The sequence below is a fragment of the uncultured Roseobacter sp. genome (assembly GCF_947495275.1).
Classification (GTDB): Bacteria; Pseudomonadota; Alphaproteobacteria; order Rhodobacterales; family Rhodobacteraceae; genus Roseobacter.
The window spans coordinates 380,479-399,259 of sequence record NZ_CANLYL010000001.1 but is presented as its reverse complement, the minus strand read 5'-3'; the positions used below and the strand labels follow the sequence as shown (position 1 = coordinate 399,259).

Here is an 18,781-nt window from a genome sequence, read left to right as displayed (position 1 = left end):
CCACCAATGTGCCTGTTTCCAAGGCTGAAGGATGCCAGCACGGAGGGTTGGAGCTTCATATCGTGCGTCCTCTGCTCAAAGACACGTCGCTTCGTAGTGGCGCAGACAGCGGGCCACTTTGGGTCCGTAGGCGTGGAGGTTCGGAAAGAGCGCCGCTATCTCAGCGCGCGCTTCGGGGCTCATGGCTTCCATCGCCATTTCAGCCGGATAGAGGCTCTCAGACCAAAGATCAGACACCCGCACCAGGTGGTGGCTGTCAAACAGAATATGGCAGTAGGTCACCAGACCGCCGGAACGACGATAAACGCCGTCATGTGAAAGCAGATCAATGGCGCGTACAAGCACGTCAGATGATCCGTAGAGCAATTCGGCCCGCCAATCCTCTACCAGGATTGCATGTTGCGGAGAGACGATCAGTTCGGTTGTATTGCCCAGTACCCCTGCGGAAATGATGATCGGGGCAAGATCGCCGAGGGCGGCAACGGTTGTGTGACCGGACCAGCGCAGCGGCTGAAAGCCATCCTCCCGCGTAAGAACCATGTCACCGGTTTGCAGGTCTTGAACCGGACGGGGCCCGGACGCGGTTTCGATCATCATGCCAGCCGCAAAGCAGACAACTGTGCCTCCCAGACCTGCGTGCGACGTTCCACTGTCATTCTCAACAATAGCACCTGATGTCAGATCGACACCCTCCGGCGGAAGACCATCGGGAAAAACCAGGAAGTAACCGTTTTCAGATCCGGCTTCGATCACATCACTGTTGTCCAGATCGACGTCGATGACACCTACCCGCCATGTGTTGGTCCCATCGGTCACGTTGAATGTGTAGTCCCAGATCACCTGCCGGTCGGTCCCATCAATCTCTACCGTCTGGGCACGGCTGCCCCCGATTTGCAAGTTGTCGCTGACGAATTCATTGGTCGGATCGCCGTTGAAGACCGTGTTACTTTCGAACGCTTCCTCGACCACAAAGGACGTGGTGGTTCCTTCCCAACGCCAGGTACCGGTTGGCGCAAACCGGTAGTTGACCGCCGCGCCGCCATCGGTCGTGGTCTGAGAGCCAAAAATTGCGTTCGTGTACCCGAAGAAACTCGGCATGAGTCGATCCAACTGGTTGCTTCCAACTGGATTTTATGTAGCTGGCAAACACGGCAGTAGCGTGTCTCAAGGCCTGACAATGCGGCAGGCCTTGGGCGATTTCAGGGTGATTGCGGGCTGTTTTCCACGCAAAGTTGCAATTTCAGCGCGCTTCTACTGCAAGTAGGGAAGTGGATCCACGCTGTCGAAACCTTTGCGCACTTCGAAATGGACATAGGCGTCCTTTCCCGGGCGGAGCTTGGCAATCGGTTCGCCACGTTTGACCTTTGTGCCCTTTTTCACCGAAACATCTGTCACATTGGCGTAGACCGTCAGCAACTCAGGATCGTGGCGCACCACGATGATCGGGATACCATCGGCGCTTTTTGTGATGGCAGCGACGGTGCCCGCATCGGCTGATTTCACTGCAGAGCCCGGATCAGACTTGATGTTGATGCCTTCGTTCTTGCCTTTTGCGTATTCGCGAATGATCGAGCCGCTGACCGGGAAGACCATGCGTGCAGAGGAAGATGCCGTTGTCTGAGGCCCAAGATCAGCGGCAGGTTCCGTGGGCACGGCGACGGTTTTTTCCGGTTCCGGCAAAGGTTTGGTCGCACTGGGGGGTGTCGGCGTTGGTGATCCTGCACCCGGTTGCGTGACGGCGGATGCGGCCGCCGCAGGAGGGGCCTGTTTTGCCACCGGGATGAGCAGAAACTGCCCTTCGCGGATGGCGAAATCAGCGCCCAGCCCGTTCCATTCGGCCAGTGTTTTCACGGGCACTTGGTAAAGCCGTGCAATTGTATAGGCGGTCTCGCCGCGCTCCACCTTGTGGCGGATGGGTTCCTGACCGGTTTGTGGGGTCGGCGTGCTGGTCGCGGCAGGCGGCAGTGCGGCAGTCTGCACGCCAGTTGATTCCGGTGCGCGGTTGATGGCGTCGCCCGCCAGTGTGCCAATGTCGACGCCCCCGGGTTGGATCGGTCCTGTTCCAATCGCGCCGGTGGCCGGGGAGGGTTCAGCAACCCGCTTGGGCAGGGCAATCACCTCGCCCTTGCGCAAAGGTACATCTGCCTCGATGCCATTGAAACGCGCCAATTCGGCTGTGCTCACACCCAAACGCGTCGCGACCGAAGAAATCGTGTCGCCCCTGTCGGCGATGGCAACCTGATAGTTCGGATAGGAGATCACGCCGCGATCATCGGGGCTGGGGCGGCTGCCGGGGATGACTTGCGTTGCGGCATCTGCGGTGCTGAAACCGCCAACCCCGCCGCGCAGGTCAAAATCAAGCGGTTGATCACAGGCGGCCAGCACAACCAGCGCACTGGCTGACATCAGCGAAAGGCGCAGACGGCTGCGCGAAATAAAGTGGGTCATCTGCTTGTCCTCAATCTGACCATCGTCGCATTGGTTGCTCCAACGCTTTATGCGCCCTTTATAGCAGCTTATGTGTCCTTTCCCAAGCCTTCCAGCAAGGGGACGAAGCGAACCTGCCGCAGTTCGTCATATTCAAATCCATCGGGGGTCTTATGAGCAACGATCAGATGCTGCACAGCGTCTGACTGACCAACCGGAATCACCATCACCCCCCCCATCTTGAGCTGTTCCATCAAGGTGCTGGGTGGGTCTTCGGCGGCGGCTGTGACGATGATGCGGTCAAACGGCGCCTGATCCGGCAGCCCGTAGCTGCCATCGCCGGTGATTGCGGTGATATTGGTCAGATCCAGCAGGTCAAAGAGCTCGCGAGCTTCGCGTACCAGTCGGCTGTGACGGTCGATGGTATAGACGCGCCGCGCCAGCTTGCTCAGGATCGCCGCCTGATACCCCGACCCGGTGCCGATCTCAAGCACCTTGTCCCGGGGGCTGATCCGCAGGGCCTGCGTCATCAGGCCAACCACCGAAGGCTGGCTGATCGTCTGGCCGCAGGCAATCGGCAAGGGCATATCTTCATAGGCGCGTTCAGCAAATATACCGCGAATGAAAGGGCCACGATCAATGGCCTCCATCGCCGACAGCACACGTTTGTCGGTAACGCCCTTGGAACGCAGCGCATATAGAAACTGCATCTTGCGCGTGGCGTCGTCACTCATGTGGCAATGCCCGACAAAGCGCCCAACATGTCATGTGCCGTCAGGTCTGCCCGCATGGGCGTGACCGACACATAGCCCTCCAGATTGTCGGCAGCATCGGTGCCCGGATCTGTCGCGACCTGCTGATTGCCGCCCTTGATCCACAAAAACCGCCGCCCCGAAGGCGACAGATGCGGTTCCGTGCTGAACCCCGTGCCTGGGCGCATACCTTGCCTGGAAAGACGAATGCCCTTGACGCCCTGACCCGGAACAGGCGGAAAATTGACATTGTAAAAAAGCCGGTAGCCGCCGTTTTCTTCGGGCGTATGGGCAAGAATGCGCCGAACAACCTCGGCACCATGCTGTCCGGAGGCTTCGAAAGGGTCCGCGGTCTTGGCGTTTTGGGGGCCGAAATACTGTGAAAGCGCAATCGCCGGGAGTCCTTGGAGCGCGGCTTCCATCGCCCCCCCGATGGTCCCTGAATAGAGGGTGTTTTCGGCTGAATTGTTGCCCCTGTTGACACCTGACAGCACAAGATCAGGGGGCGCATCTTTCATCACCTCATGTAACCCTGCCAGAACGCAATCTGCGGGCGATCCTTCGGCCGCGAACCGCTTGTCACCAAATTCATTGATCATCATCGGATGGGTATAGCTGATGCAATGCCCGACACCGGACTGCTCAAAGGCGGGGGCGACCGTCCAGACCTCGCCCGTATCCCCGACCAGTTCGGTGGCGATGGCATGCAGCACTTTCAGGCCGGGAGCGTTGATGCCGTCGTCGTTGGTAATGAGAATGCGCATGAAATGGCCCCTTTTTGCCTTGATAGGCGAGGGTCGGTCAGGCGGCAAGGCCACCTAGCCTCATGGCGGGTGATTTGCCGCGCGGCACCTCAGAGCTGTTGCAGAACAGCCAAGGCAGCATCCGCCGGTTGGGTCAGGTTGGTGCGGTTTTCACCGGGGTAGAAACGCGCTCTTGTCGCGGTTGGCATGGCCGGGGGTGTCACGACATGGACCTTGGGGCCGGTTTTTTGCGTTTCAGCCTGCCAGCTCCGGGCAAGCGAAATCTGCGCCGCCTTGGTCGCCCCGTAACTGCCGTAAAACTTCTGCCCGGCATTTGGATCATCGAAAAAGACGGCTTGTCCCGCATCGCCCAGCAGCGGTGCCACAAAGGTGATCAGCGTTGCGGTTGCGGTGACATTGCAGGCCACGGATTTGGCGAAATCCTTGGCGTCAATGTGATCCGCTGGTGCCAGTGGGGCTGCATGGATGGCCGCGTGCAGCCACATATCGAGGGTGCCCCACCGTTCAAATATGCCGCGACAGAGGGTTGCCATCGCGTCTTGATTTGTAACATCCATCGGTGCCAGCGTGGCGCTGCCGCCTTTGGCCTGAATGCGGTCGTCCAGTTCTTCAAGGGCACCGGTGGTTTTTGCCACGGCGACGATATGATGGGTGGGGGCCAGCGCTTCGGCCAATGCGGCACCCAGGCCGCGCGATGCACCGGTGATAAGAGCAGTCTTTGTCATAGGCGCGGTTTGAGGGGGATCGGCAGGCGCGTCAAGTATTCTTGCGATGATAGGTCAGCGTCAGAAAGGCGCAGTGGTCGATGGCGTCCATGGGCAAGGGTTCATCCAGGGCGAGTTTCAAGGCGCGTGTGCCTTCGAACGTGAAGGATTTGGGGTATAGCGTTCGCAGGGTTTCGACCAGGGTGGTCTGGCAGTGCACAAACAATGCAAGGCGATCAGGCTCATGCGCTTGCCAGTCACACCGGAGTGTCGTGCCAATGCGGGGGCGTTTTGGCAGCCATGATGGCTGGCCCCACTTCAGGGTTTCCACCAGCGTTCCGATTTGCGCGCGTTGCGCGACCTGATGCACGGTCTCGCGTATATCGGCAAAGCGTGACTGCGCAGGGTCCGGCCATTGCCGGATGACGTCTTCCATATTTTTCGGCAGTGTTGTCATGAAATCTATGTGCGGGTTGATCCTGACAGAAACCGGCAGCAGGGTGTTATTCGGCCGCTTTCATCTCAAATCCGCTCTCTATCTGATCGGCGGGTTCGACCGGGTACTCCCCGGAAAAACAGGCGTCGCAATATTGCGGCTGCTTGGTATCGCGGCCCTTGGTCTCTCCGACCGCGCGGTACAGGCCATCAAGGGAAATAAAGCGCAGGCTGTCCACTTGCAGGTGCGCGCGCATTTCTTCTTCTGACATGGTGGCGGCCAGAAGTTTTTCGCGCTGCGGTGTATCGACCCCATAAAAACAGGGCCAGGCTGTGGGGGGGGAGGCGATGCGGAAATGAACTTCCGCCGCCCCCGCATCGAGAATCATTTCCTTGATTTTGCGAGAGGTGGTGCCGCGCACCACGGAATCGTCCACCAGGATCACACGCTTGCCCTGGATGAGCGCGCGATTGACGTTCAGTTTCAGCCGCACACCCATGTTGCGGATCTGCTCCGTCGGCTCAATGAAGGTCCGGCCCATGTACTGATTGCGGATGATGCCCATGGCGTAAGGAATACCCGATTCCAGGGAATAACCGATGGCCGCAGGTGTGCCGCTGTCCGGGACCGGGCAGACGAGATCGGCCTCCACCGGGGCTTCCTTGGCCAGTTCACGCCCAATGGCTTCGCGCGTCTCATAGACGGACCGGCCACCCAGAATGCTGTCAGGGCGGCTGAAGTAGACATGTTCAAAGATGCAGAAACGGGGTTTTTGCGGGCGGAAGGGGAAATGCGATTCTACCCCCTTGTCCGTGATGACAACCATTTCACCGGGCTCGATTTCGCGGATGAACTCGCCGCCGATGATGTCCAATGCGCAGGTCTCTGAACTCAACGCCCAGCCATCACCCACACGGCCCAAAACCAGCGGGCGTACACCCAATGGGTCGCGCACACCGATCAGTTTGGTACGGGTCATCGCCACAATCGAAAAAGCCCCTTCGACACGGCGCAAGGCGTCTTCCATGCGTTCAGGGATCGTGCGTTGCAGGCTGCGCGCCATCAGATGAATGATGCATTCGCTGTCTGAAGAGGACTGGAAAATCGACCCCCGTTCGATCAGTTCACGGCGCAGCGAATTGGCATTGGTGATATTGCCGTTGTGAGCAATTGCAGCGCCCCCCATGGCAAATTCACCAAAAAAGGGCTGGACGTCCCGGATCGCCGTTTGCCCTTTGGAACCTGCCGTTGAATAGCGCACATGTCCAATTGCCAAGGGCCCCGGCAGCGTCTCCATAATCTTTTGCGAGGTAAAGTTGTCCCGGACATAGCCAAACCGCCGGGCGGATTGAAACCCCTGTTCCGAATGGTGGCTGACGATACCGCCAGCTTCCTGGCCGCGGTGTTGCAGCGCATGCAAGCCCAGAGCGACAAAATTCGCGGCATCGACAACTCCGATGACGCCGAAAATCCCGCATTCCTCTTTGAGTTTGTCGTCATCGTCGCTGTCGCGCAGGTAGGACGTGTCAAAGGGGTGAGCGGGGGGCATGATCTTGGACAACGGGGCAGCTCCGAATCCGGTTTGTGGGTTATCTCGTATGTAGGGACTATGGCCGTAAGTGTCACGAAACTATCATGCTCAAGGACACGATTGTCGCCTCTGAGACACGGTTAGGACACGCTTAGCGCGTAGCGCGGCGCCTGAGGGGGTGCAGTTGGGCAACGGTGCCAGTATCATCAGCGGCTTCGGCTATGATGCCCGGCAGTGAAAAGGTAACCGCACCGGACACTCCAGAGGCTGTTTTTTCGACCGCGATATGGCCGCCACGTGCTGTCAGGAGACGACGAACACCCAGCAGACCGTACCCGCTATCGGGTCGGAAGGTGCCGGTGTTGAAAAGATCCATGCCGGGATTGTCAAAGCCGACGCCGTCGTCCTGAACGCTGACGCAGATCATATTGGCGGACGACTGGCGCGCCGAAATATCAATTCGCATATTGGGCTTGCCGCCATGCTTGATGGCATTGTCCAGCAGGTTCCTGAGCACAATCTGAAAGGCTGTCTTGTCACCCTGTAGGACGATATTCGGCCAGTTGACTTCATGAAGCCCCTGCGGGTCCAGAACGTCCCGGATAGATTGGCACAGCAGTCCGAAGTCGAAGGGTATCTGCTCGGGCAGTACATTGGCTTCATGTGCGTGGGTCAGCACGTCCGAGATCAAGCCGCCGGACTTGATGGCCACTTCTTCGAGCAGATTGATCAGATCAACCTTACCGTCGCCATGATCCTCGAAATCCTCGCGCAGCATTTCGATGAGGATCTTGATGTTGCGCATGGGCGTGCGCAGATCGTGGGCCGCAATCGCTATGAACTGTTCCATTTCCGACGCAGCCGTCGCAAGCGAGGCTCTCAGCCTGCTGGCCTCCTGCTCGGGGGAGATGTCGATGCTGGTCCCGACGATGCGGCAGACCTCACCGGCGTCGTTTTTCTGGGGATTGAGGGTTGTGCGGACCCAGATTTGCTGGTCGTTGATCGGCAGTTCTATCTCATATGTGGCGGATTGCCCGGTTTCGATGGCCAGCATATGGCGTTCAAACGCCGTTTGACCCATGCGTCCTGCGTAGACTTCCCGGGCGGTTTTGCCGATGACCTGCTCGCGCGCCAACCCGCTTTTCAATTCAGCAAAGGTGTTCCAGCCGGTATAGCGAGGCAGTTGCTGCGCATCTGGTTCCAGCACGAATACAGGTGCCGCAACATCATCAAAGCACTCAATTGATGGATCTGTCACAAGCGCCTCAAAATAAATAAATCGCACGCAACATAGGCGCGCGCCTCTTAAAACGGTCTTAAGCGTGCCGCTTTTTCAGGTTTTTGGGATCAGTTGCCACAATTTCCGACAAGGGTTTCATATTGACCCGTGATCCACCCCAAAGCCTGTTCGGGTTCGGAATTCTGGATGCGGTCGGCGACCTGCGAAAACACCACCGCAGAACGGCTCTCATCCACGACAGAATAGGTTTGGCCGGTGACGACGGTATCGTAGACAAAAAAGGCTATTGCCACCAACAACAGGCCGCGCGCAACGCCAAAGACAAAGCCGAAGCCCTGATCAATGCCCCCAAGGGCTGAACGTTGCACGATCGAGGCAAACAACGGGGTGAAAAGAGACACGATGATCAGTGCCACCGCGAATACCAAGGCGAAGGCTCCGATGATCGACAGTTCGCAGCTGTCAGCAAGAAACTCTCCGACGACGGGGATTTCGCGCACCAAGGGTTCGACCTGCGGCGCAAACAGAAACCCCAGCACGGCTGCGGCAATCCATCCGATGATCGCCATGATTTCTCGCACAAGACCGCGCCCATAGGCCAACAGTGCCGAGACAACAATTATCAGCGCAACAACACCGTCGATTATTGTGAAGCCTTCCATAGTTCTCAACGCCTTTCGTGCCCGTGCCTATCCGGCCCCAAATATTTCACCCACAAAGCCGGTCAAATCCCCCATCGTGTTCAGGGAGATGCCGCTCACGCCAACCGCTTTGCCGCCGCTCGGGGCAATTGCGCCGGTGAAACCAAGTTTTTGCGCTTCTTTCAACCTGTTTTCGGTCTGGGAGGCGGGGCGTAAGGCGCCCGACAGGCTGATTTCGCCAAAAACAACCGTGTCTGCGGGCAAGGCAGCGTCTTCTCGCGCACTCAACAGCGCCGCCGCGACAGCTAGATCAGCGGCAGGCTCGGAGACCTTCATGCCACCCGCAACGTTGAGATAGACGTCGAGACCCGCAAAGGGAATGCCGCAGCGCGCCTCCAACACCGCGAGGATCATGGCAAGGCGTCCACCGTCCCAGCCGACAACCGTGCGTCGCGCTTGAGCATGGGGCGAGGGGGCCACAAGGGCCTGAAACTCGACCAATACCGGCCGCGTGCCCTCGACACCGGCAAATACGACCGATCCGGGTGAGGGCTCGCCCCGTTCAGAGAGAAACAGCGCGGAGGGGTTTGCCACCTCGGACAGCCCCTTGCCGGTCATCTCGAAAACGCCAATTTCATCCGCAGGACCGAAGCGGTTTTTCACGGCGCGCAGGATGCGGAACTGATGACCGCGTTCGCCCTCGAAATAGAGCACCGTGTCGACCATATGTTCGACGACACGTGGCCCTGCGATCTGTCCTTCCTTGGTAACATGGCCGACAAGGACGACCGAAATCCCTTTGCGTTTGGCAAAACTGGTCAGCTCATGCGCCGCGGCGCGTACCTGGCTGACCGAACCGGGCGCGCTTTCCACATTGTCGGCCCACATGGTCTGGATGGAATCGATAATGGCTAACTGTGGTCTTTCGGTTTCCAGCGTTGTCAGGATGTCGCGCAGGTTGGTCTCCGCAGCCAGTTTGACGGGCGCATCCTGCAACCCGAGACGTTGCGCGCGCATGCGGACCTGCGCGGAGGCTTCTTCGCCGGAGACATAAATTGTTTTCAGACCTGAGCGGGCAAATTGCGCGGCGGCCTGCAACAACAGGGTCGATTTACCGATACCCGGGTCCCCGCCCACCAGAATGGCCGATGCCGGAACCAATCCGCCGCCCAAAACCCTGTCGAGCTCGGCGATGCCGGATTGGGTGCGGGGCGGCGGGGCCTCCTGCGTTGCCAGATCGGTCAGAACAATGGCTGATCCCCGCTTTGCACCCAGGGATTTGGCGGGTCCTTTGGAGATCCCGGCATCTTCCGAAATCGTGTTCCATTCCCCGCAGGCTTCACAGCGCCCGGCCCATTTGCTTGTGACATTGCCGCAGGCTGAACAGGAAAAGGAGGGGGATTTGGCCATGGCACTTCATGCCCCAGAGGGCATGCAAGGTCAAAGGATAATCCGCGCTATTCTGCAGCCAGTGACGACAACCTGATCACGCCGTTTTGCCTGTGGTTTTTGGAGGCCTGCGGGCTTGGGCCGATATCTATTTCCGGTAAAAGCTCTGCGAGGCCTTCAAGCAGGCGGTTCAACTGGGACTGAGCAACAGCCTCATCCATTTCCACGCGGTTTGCCCATTGTCGGATGTCTGCGTGCAAGGCTTTGGCATGCTCCAGCCGATCCTGAAAAGTCTCGATCTCGGCCTGACGCTGGCGCAGGAAATCACGGGCCCGGTCGATACGTTCATCGCAATAGGTTTCAGCAAGATCCTGGCTGATACGGCTCATCTGGGCGGCGACCTCAAGAATGTCAGGTTCGAGGCTGCCCAGATCGGGATGGTTGCGCAGATGCAGCATGCGTTCCTTGACCGCATCAAATTCGGAAGATGCCTGGAAAACGCCCTTGCGATCCGCTGCATGTACGGCCGCATAGGCGCGCTGAATGTCCTCCATGCGCAGGGAAAACCCGTGATGAGCGCTTTCAAGCTGCATGATGCGCCGGTTGGTCGGCACGAAAAAACACAAGCTCAATAACAGGGTCATCACACCCAACTGGACGTAAAAACCAGCATCTTCGACCAAGGTGCCGTCGATCAGTATCGGCAGTTCAAGCCACGGGACGACGCCAAAGGCCGCAAGCGCTGAAAAGGTTATAACAACAATAGACGCAAGAGCGATCAACGTAACGGAAAAGCTCTGCAGAATTGTCCGCGTGTTCAATAGAATGGGACGTATTTGTTCCAAAACGGTACACTCCCTGAGATCATTAACATCGGCGGAAATCCGCCCACCATAAAGACAATGTACCACAAAAGTTCTGAAAATTCGACCAAATCGGAGATCTTGGTGAACGTTTCAACCCATCCGGGTGAATTGTCCACGGATCACCTAAAGTACCCCACAATCCGTCGAATTGTTGCCAATTACTTCAGCGGACGGCTTCGATTGGGCCGTCCGCCTTGCCCTGAATGAACTGGTCAAGATAGGGGTTACCGCTGTTATCCATCTGACTGACCGGGCCCGTCCACTGGATAATGCCGTCGTGCAGCATGGCAATGTTGTCGGCGATGGCGCGTACCGACGTCATGTCATGGGTGATGGTCATAGCCGTCGCCCCCATTTCCACTACGATTTCGCGAATAAGCTCGTTGATTACGCCGGACATGATCGGATCAAGCCCGGTAGTGGGCTCGTCAAAAAAGATGATCTCGGGCTCTGCCGCGATGGCCCGCGCCAGACCCACACGTTTTGCCATGCCGCCAGAGAGCTCTGCCGGGAAGCGGTCCGCCACATCCGGTTTCAGGCCCACACGGCGCAATTTTTCAACGGCAATCTCGCGCGCTTCATCGCGCGGGCGTTTAAGCGAGCCGCGCAGCAGACGAAACGCCACATTCTGCCAGACGGGCAGGCTGTCGAAAAGCGCACCGCCCTGAAACAACATCCCGAAACGGGCCAAAAATGCATCGCGATCACCTGCTGCTGCATCCTTGCCGTCAACCGTGATGGTTCCACTGTCCTGTTTGACCAGCCCCAGAATGCACTTGAGTGCAATGGATTTGCCTGTGCCGGAGCCACCGATGATCACCATCGAGGAGCCTTTTTCGATCTCCAGATCAAGTCCGCGCAGCACGTGGTTGGACCCGAAGGATTTTTGAATGTTGTCCATCTTGATCATAGCGAGAAGAACACCCCGGTCAGCACGAAGTTGGCGGCCAGGATCAGAACTGCCGCCCCTTCAACTGCGCTTTTGGTGGCGCGTCCGACCCCCATGGCCCCCCGGCCTGAGTTCATTCCGTGAAAACAGCCCATGGTGGCGGCAGCAAAGCCGAAAACCGCCCCTTTGGTGAGCGACGAAATGACATCCAATGGCTCCAGGAAATTGACCGTGTTGCGAATATAGCCTGCCGGGTTGAACCCCAGGGTGCCTGTCGCCACCGCATAACCACCAAATACTCCGATGATATCGCCGACGCCCACCAGCAAAGGCACAACCAGCACCGCCGCCAGCACCCGCGGCACGGTGAGGTATTTCATTGGATGCGTGGAAAGCGTCACCAGCGCGTCGATCTGTTCGGTGACCTTCATCGTGGCGATTTCAGCGGCAATGGAAGAGGTCACGCGCGCCGCAATCATCAGTCCCACCAGAACCGGACCAAGTTCGCGCACCATGCCCACGGCAACAATCTGCGGCACCACCGCTTCGGCATTGAAACGCGAGCCGCCTGCATAAATCTGCAAGGCCAGCGCGCCACCGGTAAACACGGCAGTCAGCCCCACCACCGGCAGCGACAGCCAGCCGATGTTCAGCAGCGCGGACAGGAACTCGCGACCATAGAAGGGCGGGCGCAGCATGTGGCTGATCGCGTCGATGCCAAAAATCGCGATGCGGCCGATGGTGGCCAGCACGGAAAGCACCGTGCGTCCTATGAGAGCGAGCGGATTGGTCAAATGTAGACGCGGTTGTAACGCGCTCCCAGTGAGGTCAGAATTTCATAGCCTATTGTATCGGCAAATCCGGCGACAGTGTCCACCGATTGATGCGGGCCGATCAATTCCAGATGTTCGGGTTCCTGCGCCAGACCGGTGACATCAACGCCAATCATGTCCATGGAAATGCGCCCCACCACCGGAACAGCGGAGCTGCCGGTGTGCAACTGTGCATTTGGTCCCATCGCGCGGATGATACCGTCAGCGTAGCCTGCCGAAATGGTCGCAATCCGCGATGGCCCGCGTGCCACCCAAGTGTTTGAGTACCCCACTGTTTCACCTACCGCGACATCGCGGATCTGGATCACGGGAATGTCCAGCGTCACCACGGGACGCGCATCGACGAAGGGCATTCCCCCATAAAGGCCAATGCCCGGGCGTATCATGTCAAAATGATAATCGGAGCCCAGAAGAATACCGCCGGTCGCCGCGAGCGAGCGCGGCACCTCAAGGCCCGCCGTCATCTGGGTGAAAACCTGTAACTGCCGTGCGTTCATCGCGTGATCGGGCGCATCGGCACAGGCAAGGTGCGACATGATCAGAGTGGGTTTTTGCGCCAGGGCCAGATCGCGCAGCGCGGCCCATTCCGCCTCTTCCATGCCTAACCGGTTCATGCCGGTATCAAGCTGAATGCCAAAGGGATGGCCGGGCAGGGCTTCCACATGCCGCAGCATCTGGTCAATTGAATTCAACATGGGCGTCAGATTGGCATCGCGGACCAGTTTTGTGTCCCCTGCCATATGGCCGGAAAATACATTGATCCGCGGCCCTTTGCCCAAAATCTGGCGTAACGCGGCCCCTTCTTCGGCCACGGCAACAAAGAATTCCCGCGCACCGGCCCGCGCCAGCGTCTTGGAAACCTGCGCCAGACCCAGCCCGTAGGCATCGGCCTTTACTACCGCACCAGCCTTGCCGCTGGCCATGGCACTCAGATCGCGCCAGTTCGACGCAAGCGCTGAAAGGTCGATTTTTAAGGTTCCCGTGGCCATGGCCGGGTTTTGACAGGGATGTGCGGGGGGTCAAGCGGAAAATGAACCTCAGACGGGGTTCGGTCCCGGGGCGGGGGCGGGGCGCGGATTAGGGGTCAGGGAATATCGAAATAGGCGCGGTTCTGCTCCCACATCTTTTCGCCGATCAAACAGTCATAGGGTTCGGCAGGGGTGAATTGCGCCTGAATGAGACGCGGCTCAAGACCAGCAATTTCCAGAACCAGTTTGCGTTTGACCGCTGCGGCGAACTGGTCCCAGGCCAGCACCGGGATGACAAAAGCGCCGGGGCCTCCGATGACGCAGTTGCGGTAGTAGATGTCGAGATCGGGAATGCCCCAAAGCTCGCTGAGCGCATCCTGGGTCATCAGGGGTAAGCCATTGATCACAAAGCCTTGCCCAAGGGCTGCATCTCGCGCGCGCTCGACCGGGCGACCCTGGTTGTTGGGGCCATCGCCGGAGATATCAATGACGCGGCGCAACCCCGAGAACCCGTTGCCCTCAAAATCGCCCGCAGCATAGATCAGCGCGCCGGAAATCGAGGTGCGCCGCAACCCCTCATCAAATCGCGCCGTGATCTGATGCGCGATCGCCTGCGCCTCTTGAGGTGATTGCAGCAAGGTCCAGGGCACGATCACACGCTGAGAATATTCGCCGGCCCATTCCACATAGGTGATTGCAACGCGCCCCAGCAGCCCGCTTTCAATGGCCTGCAGAACCTGACGGCTGGTCAGCGCCTCCGCATAGCCGCGTCGCTGAATCTCCAGCTCGGCAGGTGACATGGAACGGGAGACATCGACGGCCAGAAACAATTCAACGTCGACCTCAAGGTCGTCCGCGAACGATGCCACGGGGATGAAAAAGCAAAGACAGGCGAGGATGAACCGCATGGCACCACAGCGCCAGAAACGGGCGCTGCTGTCCAATCACAATTCCGATCAGAACTCCCGGTCACCACCCTGCTGCCAGGGCTGCACGAGATTGCCGAACCGGGTGAAACGCCCCTCAAAGCTCAGCTCAACGGTGCCAATGGGGCCGTGACGCTGCTTGCCGATCACAACCTCGGCGCGCCCATGCAGGCGTTCCATCTCTTCTTGCCACTTCGCCATGGCCTCCAGATCATGATCACCGGGTTTTTCGCGTTCCTTGTAGTACTCTTCGCGGAATACGAACATCACCACATCCGCGTCCTGCTCAATTGAGCCGGATTCGCGCAAGTCACTGAGTTGCGGGCGCTTATCTTCACGGTTCTCGACCTGACGGGAGAGCTGTGACAGGGCAATCACCGGGATGTCCAACTCCTTGGCAATGGCCTTAAGGCCCATGGTGATCTCGGAGATCTCGTTTACACGATTTTCCGATTTTCCGGTGCCACGCACCAGTTGCAGGTAATCCACGATCAGCACATCAAGCCCGTAGGTGCGCTTGAGGCGCCGGGCACGGGCGGCAAGCTGCGAGATCGGCAGCGCTGGGGTGTCGTCAATATAAAGCGGGCAGGCTTCGAGTGCTTTGGCCGCATCCACAAAGCGGCGGAATTCGCCTTCGGTCATATCGCCGCGACGGATCTGTTCTGATGGCACTTCTGCTGCTTCTGACAGAATCCGCGCGGCGAGCTGCTCGGCACTCATTTCAAGCGAATAAAAGCCCACAACGCCACCGTCGATGGCGCCTTCGGTACCATCGGGCAGTTGGCCGCGTTTGTAGGCTTTGGCGACGTTAAAGGCGATGTTGGTGGCCAGCGAGGTTTTGCCCATGGAAGGCCGACCGGCGAGGATCAAAAGGTCAGAGCGGTGCAATCCGCCCAGCTTTTTGTCCATGTCGATCAATCCGGTGGAGACACCCGCAAGCCCACCTTCGCGCTGATAGGCCGCATTGGCGACATTAACAGCGTCCGTTACTGCCTTGAGAAAGCTTTGAAATCCGCTCTCGACTTGCCCTTGTTCGGCCAATTTGTAGAGCGCCTGTTCCGCCTCCACGATCTGTTCGCGCGGCTCGGAGGCGACATCAACCGTGGCCGCCTTGTCGGAGATTTCGCGGCCAAGCTGGATCAGGTCGCGGCGTACCGCAAGGTCATAGATCATCTGGGCATAATCGCGCACCGCAAAGGCGGAAATGGCCGCCCCGGCAAGACGGGCGAGATAGGCCGGACCGCCCAGTTCTTTCAGCCCTTCATCGTCCTCCATGAAGGCTTTGAGGGTGACCGGCGAGGCCAGGTTGTTTTTGGCAATCCGCGCCGCTGCAATCTCGAAAATGCGCGCATGTACAGGGTCGTAGAAATGTTTCGGACCGATGATCGAGGCCACCCGGTCATAGATGTCATTGTTGGTCAGAATCGCACCCAGAAGCTGTTGCTCAGCCTCGATGGAATGCGGCATCGACTCGGGCGACTGCACATCGACGCCGGTCGGATTGAATGCTGCGATTTCGTTCATGCCTGTCTCACCTTGTCCCGGCTGTGTCTTAGCTTGTCCGTTTCACCAGAGGCAAATTGTATGTTTTTCTGGACAACTTGTGGATAATGCTAAGACTACAGCATGCTGACGCTTCATGCACGAAGATAACAAGATGTAGAGAGAATTTAGGTATTTTTGCGCGCGTCCTGCCATACACGCGGGTTATTCAGGAAAGCTTCTACTTCACCCAACGTTGTCGCGTCAAACACACCTTGCGCCTTGGCTTCGGCGAGCACATCCCACCAGGTGCACAGCGAATGCAGCTGAACACCATGATCTCCAAGTGTTTTCTCCGTCTCCGGGAAAATTCCGTAGTAAAAAATCACCGCGGTGTGGCTACAACTGGCCCCGGTTTCGCGAATCGCATCCACGAAGGAGAGTTTGGAGCCGCCATCCGTGGTCAGGTCTTCCACCAGCAACACGCGCTGGCCCTCATGCATGTCACCTTCGATACGCGCATTGCGGCCGTAGCCTTTGGGTTTTTTGCGCACGTAGGTCATGGGCAGGCCCATGCGTTCAGCAACCAGCGCGGCGAAGGGAATGCCCGCAGTTTCACCGCCTGCTATATTGTCAAAAGCTTCAAACCCGGCGTTGCGCATGACGGTGGCTGTCAGGAAATCCATCAGCGTCGAGCGGATGCGCGGGTGGCTGATCAGTTTGCGGCAATCAATGTACGTGGGGCTGGGCAGGCCGGAGGCGAGAATGAAGGGATCCGCGGCGTTGAAATGCACCGCCTTGATTTCGAGCAGCATCCGCGCTGTCAGGCGTGCGATTTCGGAAGGATCAGGGTAGCTGCTTGGGATCATTGGGGTTTCCTGACTTGTGGATGGTGGAACATGAGTGTCACGTGCGGTGTCCGGGCCTTCACAGCACTTTCCAATGCAGATCGAAGCCCGGATCAAAGATCGTCACGGGCCCGTCTTCTGTGGCGATATGATCGGGATAAGACGCGCCGGATTTTTCCAGCGTTATGGTCGCATCATTCGGGAGGAGCCCGTAAAAGGCCGGACCGTTCAGAGACGTGAAGCGTTCAAGCCGGTCCAGCGCCCCGTCTTCTTCGAAAACCTGCGCGAGGATCGACAGGGTGTTGGGCGCGGTGAAACATCCCGCGCAGCCGCAGGGCAGGAGCTTATTGGCATCCGTATGCGGCGCGGAATCGGTGCCCAGGAAAAAGCGGTTGTCCCCGGAAGTGGCCGCTGCGCGCAGGGCGAGCCGATGCTCTTCGCGCTTGGCCACGGGCAGGCAATAATAGTGCGGCTTGATGCCCCCGGCCAGAATGTGGTTGCGATTGATCACCAGGTGATGCGTCGTGATCGTCGCACCCAGTGTGTCATCCTGTGCGCTGGCATAATCGACCGCATTGCGGGTCGTGATATGCTCCATGACCACGCGCAGGCCGGGCGTCGCGCGGCGGATCGGGTCGAGCACACGGTCAATGAAGACGGCTTCCCGGTCAAAGATGTCGATCTCTGCATCCGTAACCTCGCCATGCACGCAGAGCGGCAGGCCGATCTCCGCCATCTTTTCCAGAACGGCTCGGACCTTGTCAAAATTAGCGACACCGCTGGCGGAATTCGTCGTGGCCCCGGCGGGGTAAAGCTTCACCGCATGAATGAGGCCGGAAGCATGTGCCGCCGCCACATCCGCAGGATCGGTGTCTTCGGTCAGGTAGAGCGTCATCAAAGGCTCAAAATCCGCCCCCTGGGGCAGCGCATTCAGAATACGTTCGCGATAGGCCTGTGCCTGATCACTGGTGACCACTGGCGGCACCAGATTGGGCATGATGATCGCCCGGGCAAAATGCGCGGTGGTTTCAGGCAGAACGGCTTTGAGCATCGCGCCGTCGCGCAGATGCAGATGCCAATCGTCGGGGCGGCGAAGCGTGATGGTCTGGCTCATGCGCCTGCGCTAGCACAGGATTTGCCGTTGTTCCAGCGTCAGTCTGTGACCCGACCCCTGATCTGTTTTAACCGGCTTTCAAATCGGGGCGCGCGCATGCGTTGGGTGACATTGTGGCAAAGAGCTGCGATCAGCGCCGAGCGCTCGTCCTGTTCCAAACGCGCGAGCAGTTTGCGCAAATAGGGCAGATGAACGCGACGTGCCCGGGCCAGTCTCGCAAAGAAGAGCGGAGTGAGGTTGCCGTCCGCCGCTGCTTTCATCAGCGGAAACAGAACCTCAAGCTGCAACAGGTCGGTCTGAAGTGCTGCACCCATATGCGGCAGGCGCAGTTTTGTGACGCCGGGTCGCGTGTATAGGGCTGCGTGCATCGCGTCTTCGGCCTCTGCGGGGTCGTACAGAATGAAGGTTTCCGACGCGGCGTCCAGCATGTCAGGTGCATAGCCATAGCGCTGCGTGAAATCGGTGCGCCGCATCTCCACGAAACGTTTGTCCCATTCGGCTACGCGCGGATCCAGCGTGGCCTGCGGTTGGATCGCAAGCACCTTGGCCCCGGGGGCTGCAACCGAAAAAGCGGCGGCGGCGTATCCGCAGGGTCCCGCACCATAAAACAGAACCGTATCGAAGGCGTCGAAAAAGCCATCATCTACCAATTGGTCAAAATGGGCATAAACAGCCGGATCGCGAAACCAGGTATCGCCGTCACTGATAATGCTCAAATGTGACCAGCCGTGCGCCTTGACCATATGCCACCCCAAAGGGTGCCCATGGGGCGAAAGGGTTTCGATGCCTTGATGGGTCTCAAAAGAGACAAGAAGTGTCGCGCTGTTTTCAACGAATGTTGCAGTATGGCGGCGTCCCAATGGTGTGAGGTAGCCGTGTTCGCCGACCAGCTCGGTGACCTCGGAGATCCACTCCTGTTTGCTCATATCTTTGAGCGACGATTCAAAATCAAACGCCGTGTCCGGCATGGT

At 58.6% G+C, this 18,781-nt stretch carries 19 protein-coding genes; all 19 read right to left on the bottom strand.

Annotated elements, in window-relative coordinates; genetic code table 11:
* Positions 1-75 precede the first annotated feature (75 nt).
* Positions 76-1,098, bottom strand: coding sequence for a Hint domain-containing protein (locus tag Q0802_RS01895; RefSeq protein WP_298912718.1), 1,023 nt, complete (start codon positions 1,096-1,098; stop codon positions 76-78).
* A 153-nt stretch (positions 1,099-1,251) separates the two neighbouring features.
* Positions 1,252-2,448, bottom strand: coding sequence for a LysM peptidoglycan-binding domain-containing protein (locus tag Q0802_RS01890; protein ID WP_298912715.1), 1,197 nt, complete (start codon positions 2,446-2,448; stop codon positions 1,252-1,254).
* 68 nt (positions 2,449-2,516) lie between these two features.
* Positions 2,517-3,161: a protein-L-isoaspartate(D-aspartate) O-methyltransferase gene (locus Q0802_RS01885; RefSeq protein WP_298912712.1), complete on the bottom strand. Its 645-nt coding sequence runs from the start codon at positions 3,159-3,161 to the stop codon at positions 2,517-2,519.
* Entirely contained in the window at positions 3,158-3,943 is a 786-nt protein-coding gene (gene surE / locus Q0802_RS01880; protein ID WP_298912707.1) for a 5'/3'-nucleotidase SurE, read from the bottom strand. Before surE ends, Q0802_RS01885 begins: the two co-directional genes overlap by 4 nt.
* 89 nt (positions 3,944-4,032) lie before the next feature.
* Positions 4,033-4,668 (bottom strand): SDR family NAD(P)-dependent oxidoreductase, encoded by a 636-nt coding sequence (locus Q0802_RS01875; RefSeq protein ID WP_298912705.1) that lies wholly within the window; start codon positions 4,666-4,668, stop codon positions 4,033-4,035.
* Between the two features lie 31 nt (positions 4,669-4,699).
* Complete coding sequence (locus Q0802_RS01870; RefSeq protein WP_298912703.1) at positions 4,700-5,104, bottom strand: DUF1801 domain-containing protein; 405 nt, start codon at positions 5,102-5,104, stop codon at positions 4,700-4,702.
* A 46-nt stretch (positions 5,105-5,150) separates the two neighbouring features.
* Positions 5,151-6,632: an amidophosphoribosyltransferase gene (purF, locus tag Q0802_RS01865; RefSeq protein ID WP_298913549.1), complete on the bottom strand. Its 1,482-nt coding sequence runs from the start codon at positions 6,630-6,632 to the stop codon at positions 5,151-5,153.
* Between the two features lie 133 nt (positions 6,633-6,765).
* A complete protein-coding gene (locus tag Q0802_RS01860) occupies positions 6,766-7,872 on the bottom strand; it encodes a PAS domain-containing sensor histidine kinase (protein ID WP_298912700.1) in 1,107 nt (368 codons plus the stop codon).
* Between the two features lie 89 nt (positions 7,873-7,961).
* Entirely contained in the window at positions 7,962-8,516 is a 555-nt protein-coding gene (locus Q0802_RS01855; RefSeq protein ID WP_298912697.1) for a CvpA family protein, read from the bottom strand.
* Between the two features lie 27 nt (positions 8,517-8,543).
* Positions 8,544-9,905, bottom strand: a complete 1,362-nt coding sequence (gene radA / locus Q0802_RS01850) for a DNA repair protein RadA (RefSeq protein WP_298912694.1) — start codon at positions 9,903-9,905, stop codon at positions 8,544-8,546.
* Between the two features lie 47 nt (positions 9,906-9,952).
* Positions 9,953-10,729, bottom strand: coding sequence for a DNA repair protein (locus tag Q0802_RS01845; RefSeq protein ID WP_298912691.1), 777 nt, complete (start codon positions 10,727-10,729; stop codon positions 9,953-9,955).
* 184 nt (positions 10,730-10,913) lie between these two features.
* Positions 10,914-11,660: an ATP-binding cassette domain-containing protein gene (locus Q0802_RS01840; protein WP_298912688.1), complete on the bottom strand. Its 747-nt coding sequence runs from the start codon at positions 11,658-11,660 to the stop codon at positions 10,914-10,916.
* Positions 11,657-12,433, bottom strand: a complete 777-nt coding sequence (locus Q0802_RS01835) for an ABC transporter permease (RefSeq protein ID WP_298912685.1) — start codon at positions 12,431-12,433, stop codon at positions 11,657-11,659. The genes Q0802_RS01840 and Q0802_RS01835 overlap by 4 nt, the downstream gene beginning before the upstream one ends.
* Positions 12,430-13,461 (bottom strand): alanine racemase, encoded by a 1,032-nt coding sequence (alr, locus tag Q0802_RS01830; RefSeq protein WP_298912682.1) that lies wholly within the window; start codon positions 13,459-13,461, stop codon positions 12,430-12,432. The genes Q0802_RS01835 and alr overlap by 4 nt, the downstream gene beginning before the upstream one ends.
* Positions 13,462-13,556: 95 nt before the next feature.
* The gene (locus Q0802_RS01825; RefSeq protein WP_298912679.1) at positions 13,557-14,384 is read right to left on the bottom strand and encodes a DUF1194 domain-containing protein; all 828 of its coding nucleotides are present in this window, start codon (positions 14,382-14,384) and stop codon (positions 13,557-13,559) included.
* A 12-nt stretch (positions 14,385-14,396) separates the two neighbouring features.
* Positions 14,397-15,890 (bottom strand): replicative DNA helicase, encoded by a 1,494-nt coding sequence (locus tag Q0802_RS01820; RefSeq protein ID WP_298912676.1) that lies wholly within the window; start codon positions 15,888-15,890, stop codon positions 14,397-14,399.
* Between the two features lie 146 nt (positions 15,891-16,036).
* Positions 16,037-16,717 (bottom strand): orotate phosphoribosyltransferase, encoded by a 681-nt coding sequence (locus Q0802_RS01815; RefSeq protein WP_298912673.1) that lies wholly within the window; start codon positions 16,715-16,717, stop codon positions 16,037-16,039.
* A gap of 58 nt (positions 16,718-16,775) precedes the next feature.
* Positions 16,776-17,810: a dihydroorotase gene (pyrC, locus tag Q0802_RS01810; protein WP_298912670.1), complete on the bottom strand. Its 1,035-nt coding sequence runs from the start codon at positions 17,808-17,810 to the stop codon at positions 16,776-16,778.
* Between the two features lie 38 nt (positions 17,811-17,848).
* Positions 17,849-18,778, bottom strand: coding sequence for a phosphoadenosine phosphosulfate reductase (locus Q0802_RS01805; protein WP_298912668.1), 930 nt, complete (start codon positions 18,776-18,778; stop codon positions 17,849-17,851).
* Between the last annotated feature and the right edge of the window lie 3 nt (positions 18,779-18,781).

Excerpts from the sequence above, each read along its gene's own strand:
- Q0802_RS01895 (WP_298912718.1), bottom strand. The coding sequence starts at position 1,098 with ATGCCGAGTTTCTTCGGGTACACGAACGCAATTTTTGGCTCTCAGACC.
- Q0802_RS01890 (WP_298912715.1), bottom strand. The coding sequence starts at position 2,448 with ATGACCCACTTTATTTCGCGCAGCCGTCTGCGCCTTTCGCTGATGTCA.
- Q0802_RS01885 (WP_298912712.1), bottom strand. The coding sequence starts at position 3,161 with ATGAGTGACGACGCCACGCGCAAGATGCAGTTTCTATATGCGCTGCGT.
- surE (WP_298912707.1), bottom strand. The coding sequence starts at position 3,943 with ATGCGCATTCTCATTACCAACGACGACGGCATCAACGCTCCCGGCCTG.
- Q0802_RS01875 (WP_298912705.1), bottom strand. The coding sequence starts at position 4,668 with ATGACAAAGACTGCTCTTATCACCGGTGCATCGCGCGGCCTGGGTGCC.
- Q0802_RS01870 (WP_298912703.1), bottom strand. The coding sequence starts at position 5,104 with ATGACAACACTGCCGAAAAATATGGAAGACGTCATCCGGCAATGGCCG.
- purF (WP_298913549.1), bottom strand. The coding sequence starts at position 6,632 with ATGCCCCCCGCTCACCCCTTTGACACGTCCTACCTGCGCGACAGCGAC.
- Q0802_RS01855 (WP_298912697.1), bottom strand. The coding sequence starts at position 8,516 with ATGGAAGGCTTCACAATAATCGACGGTGTTGTTGCGCTGATAATTGTT.
- radA (WP_298912694.1), bottom strand. The coding sequence starts at position 9,905 with ATGGCCAAATCCCCCTCCTTTTCCTGTTCAGCCTGCGGCAATGTCACA.
- Q0802_RS01840 (WP_298912688.1), bottom strand. The coding sequence starts at position 11,660 with ATGATCAAGATGGACAACATTCAAAAATCCTTCGGGTCCAACCACGTG.
- alr (WP_298912682.1), bottom strand. The coding sequence starts at position 13,461 with ATGGCCACGGGAACCTTAAAAATCGACCTTTCAGCGCTTGCGTCGAAC.
- Q0802_RS01820 (WP_298912676.1), bottom strand. The coding sequence starts at position 15,890 with ATGAACGAAATCGCAGCATTCAATCCGACCGGCGTCGATGTGCAGTCG.
- Q0802_RS01815 (WP_298912673.1), bottom strand. The coding sequence starts at position 16,717 with ATGATCCCAAGCAGCTACCCTGATCCTTCCGAAATCGCACGCCTGACA.
- pyrC (WP_298912670.1), bottom strand. The coding sequence starts at position 17,810 with ATGAGCCAGACCATCACGCTTCGCCGCCCCGACGATTGGCATCTGCAT.
- Q0802_RS01805 (WP_298912668.1), bottom strand. The coding sequence starts at position 18,778 with ATGCCGGACACGGCGTTTGATTTTGAATCGTCGCTCAAAGATATGAGC.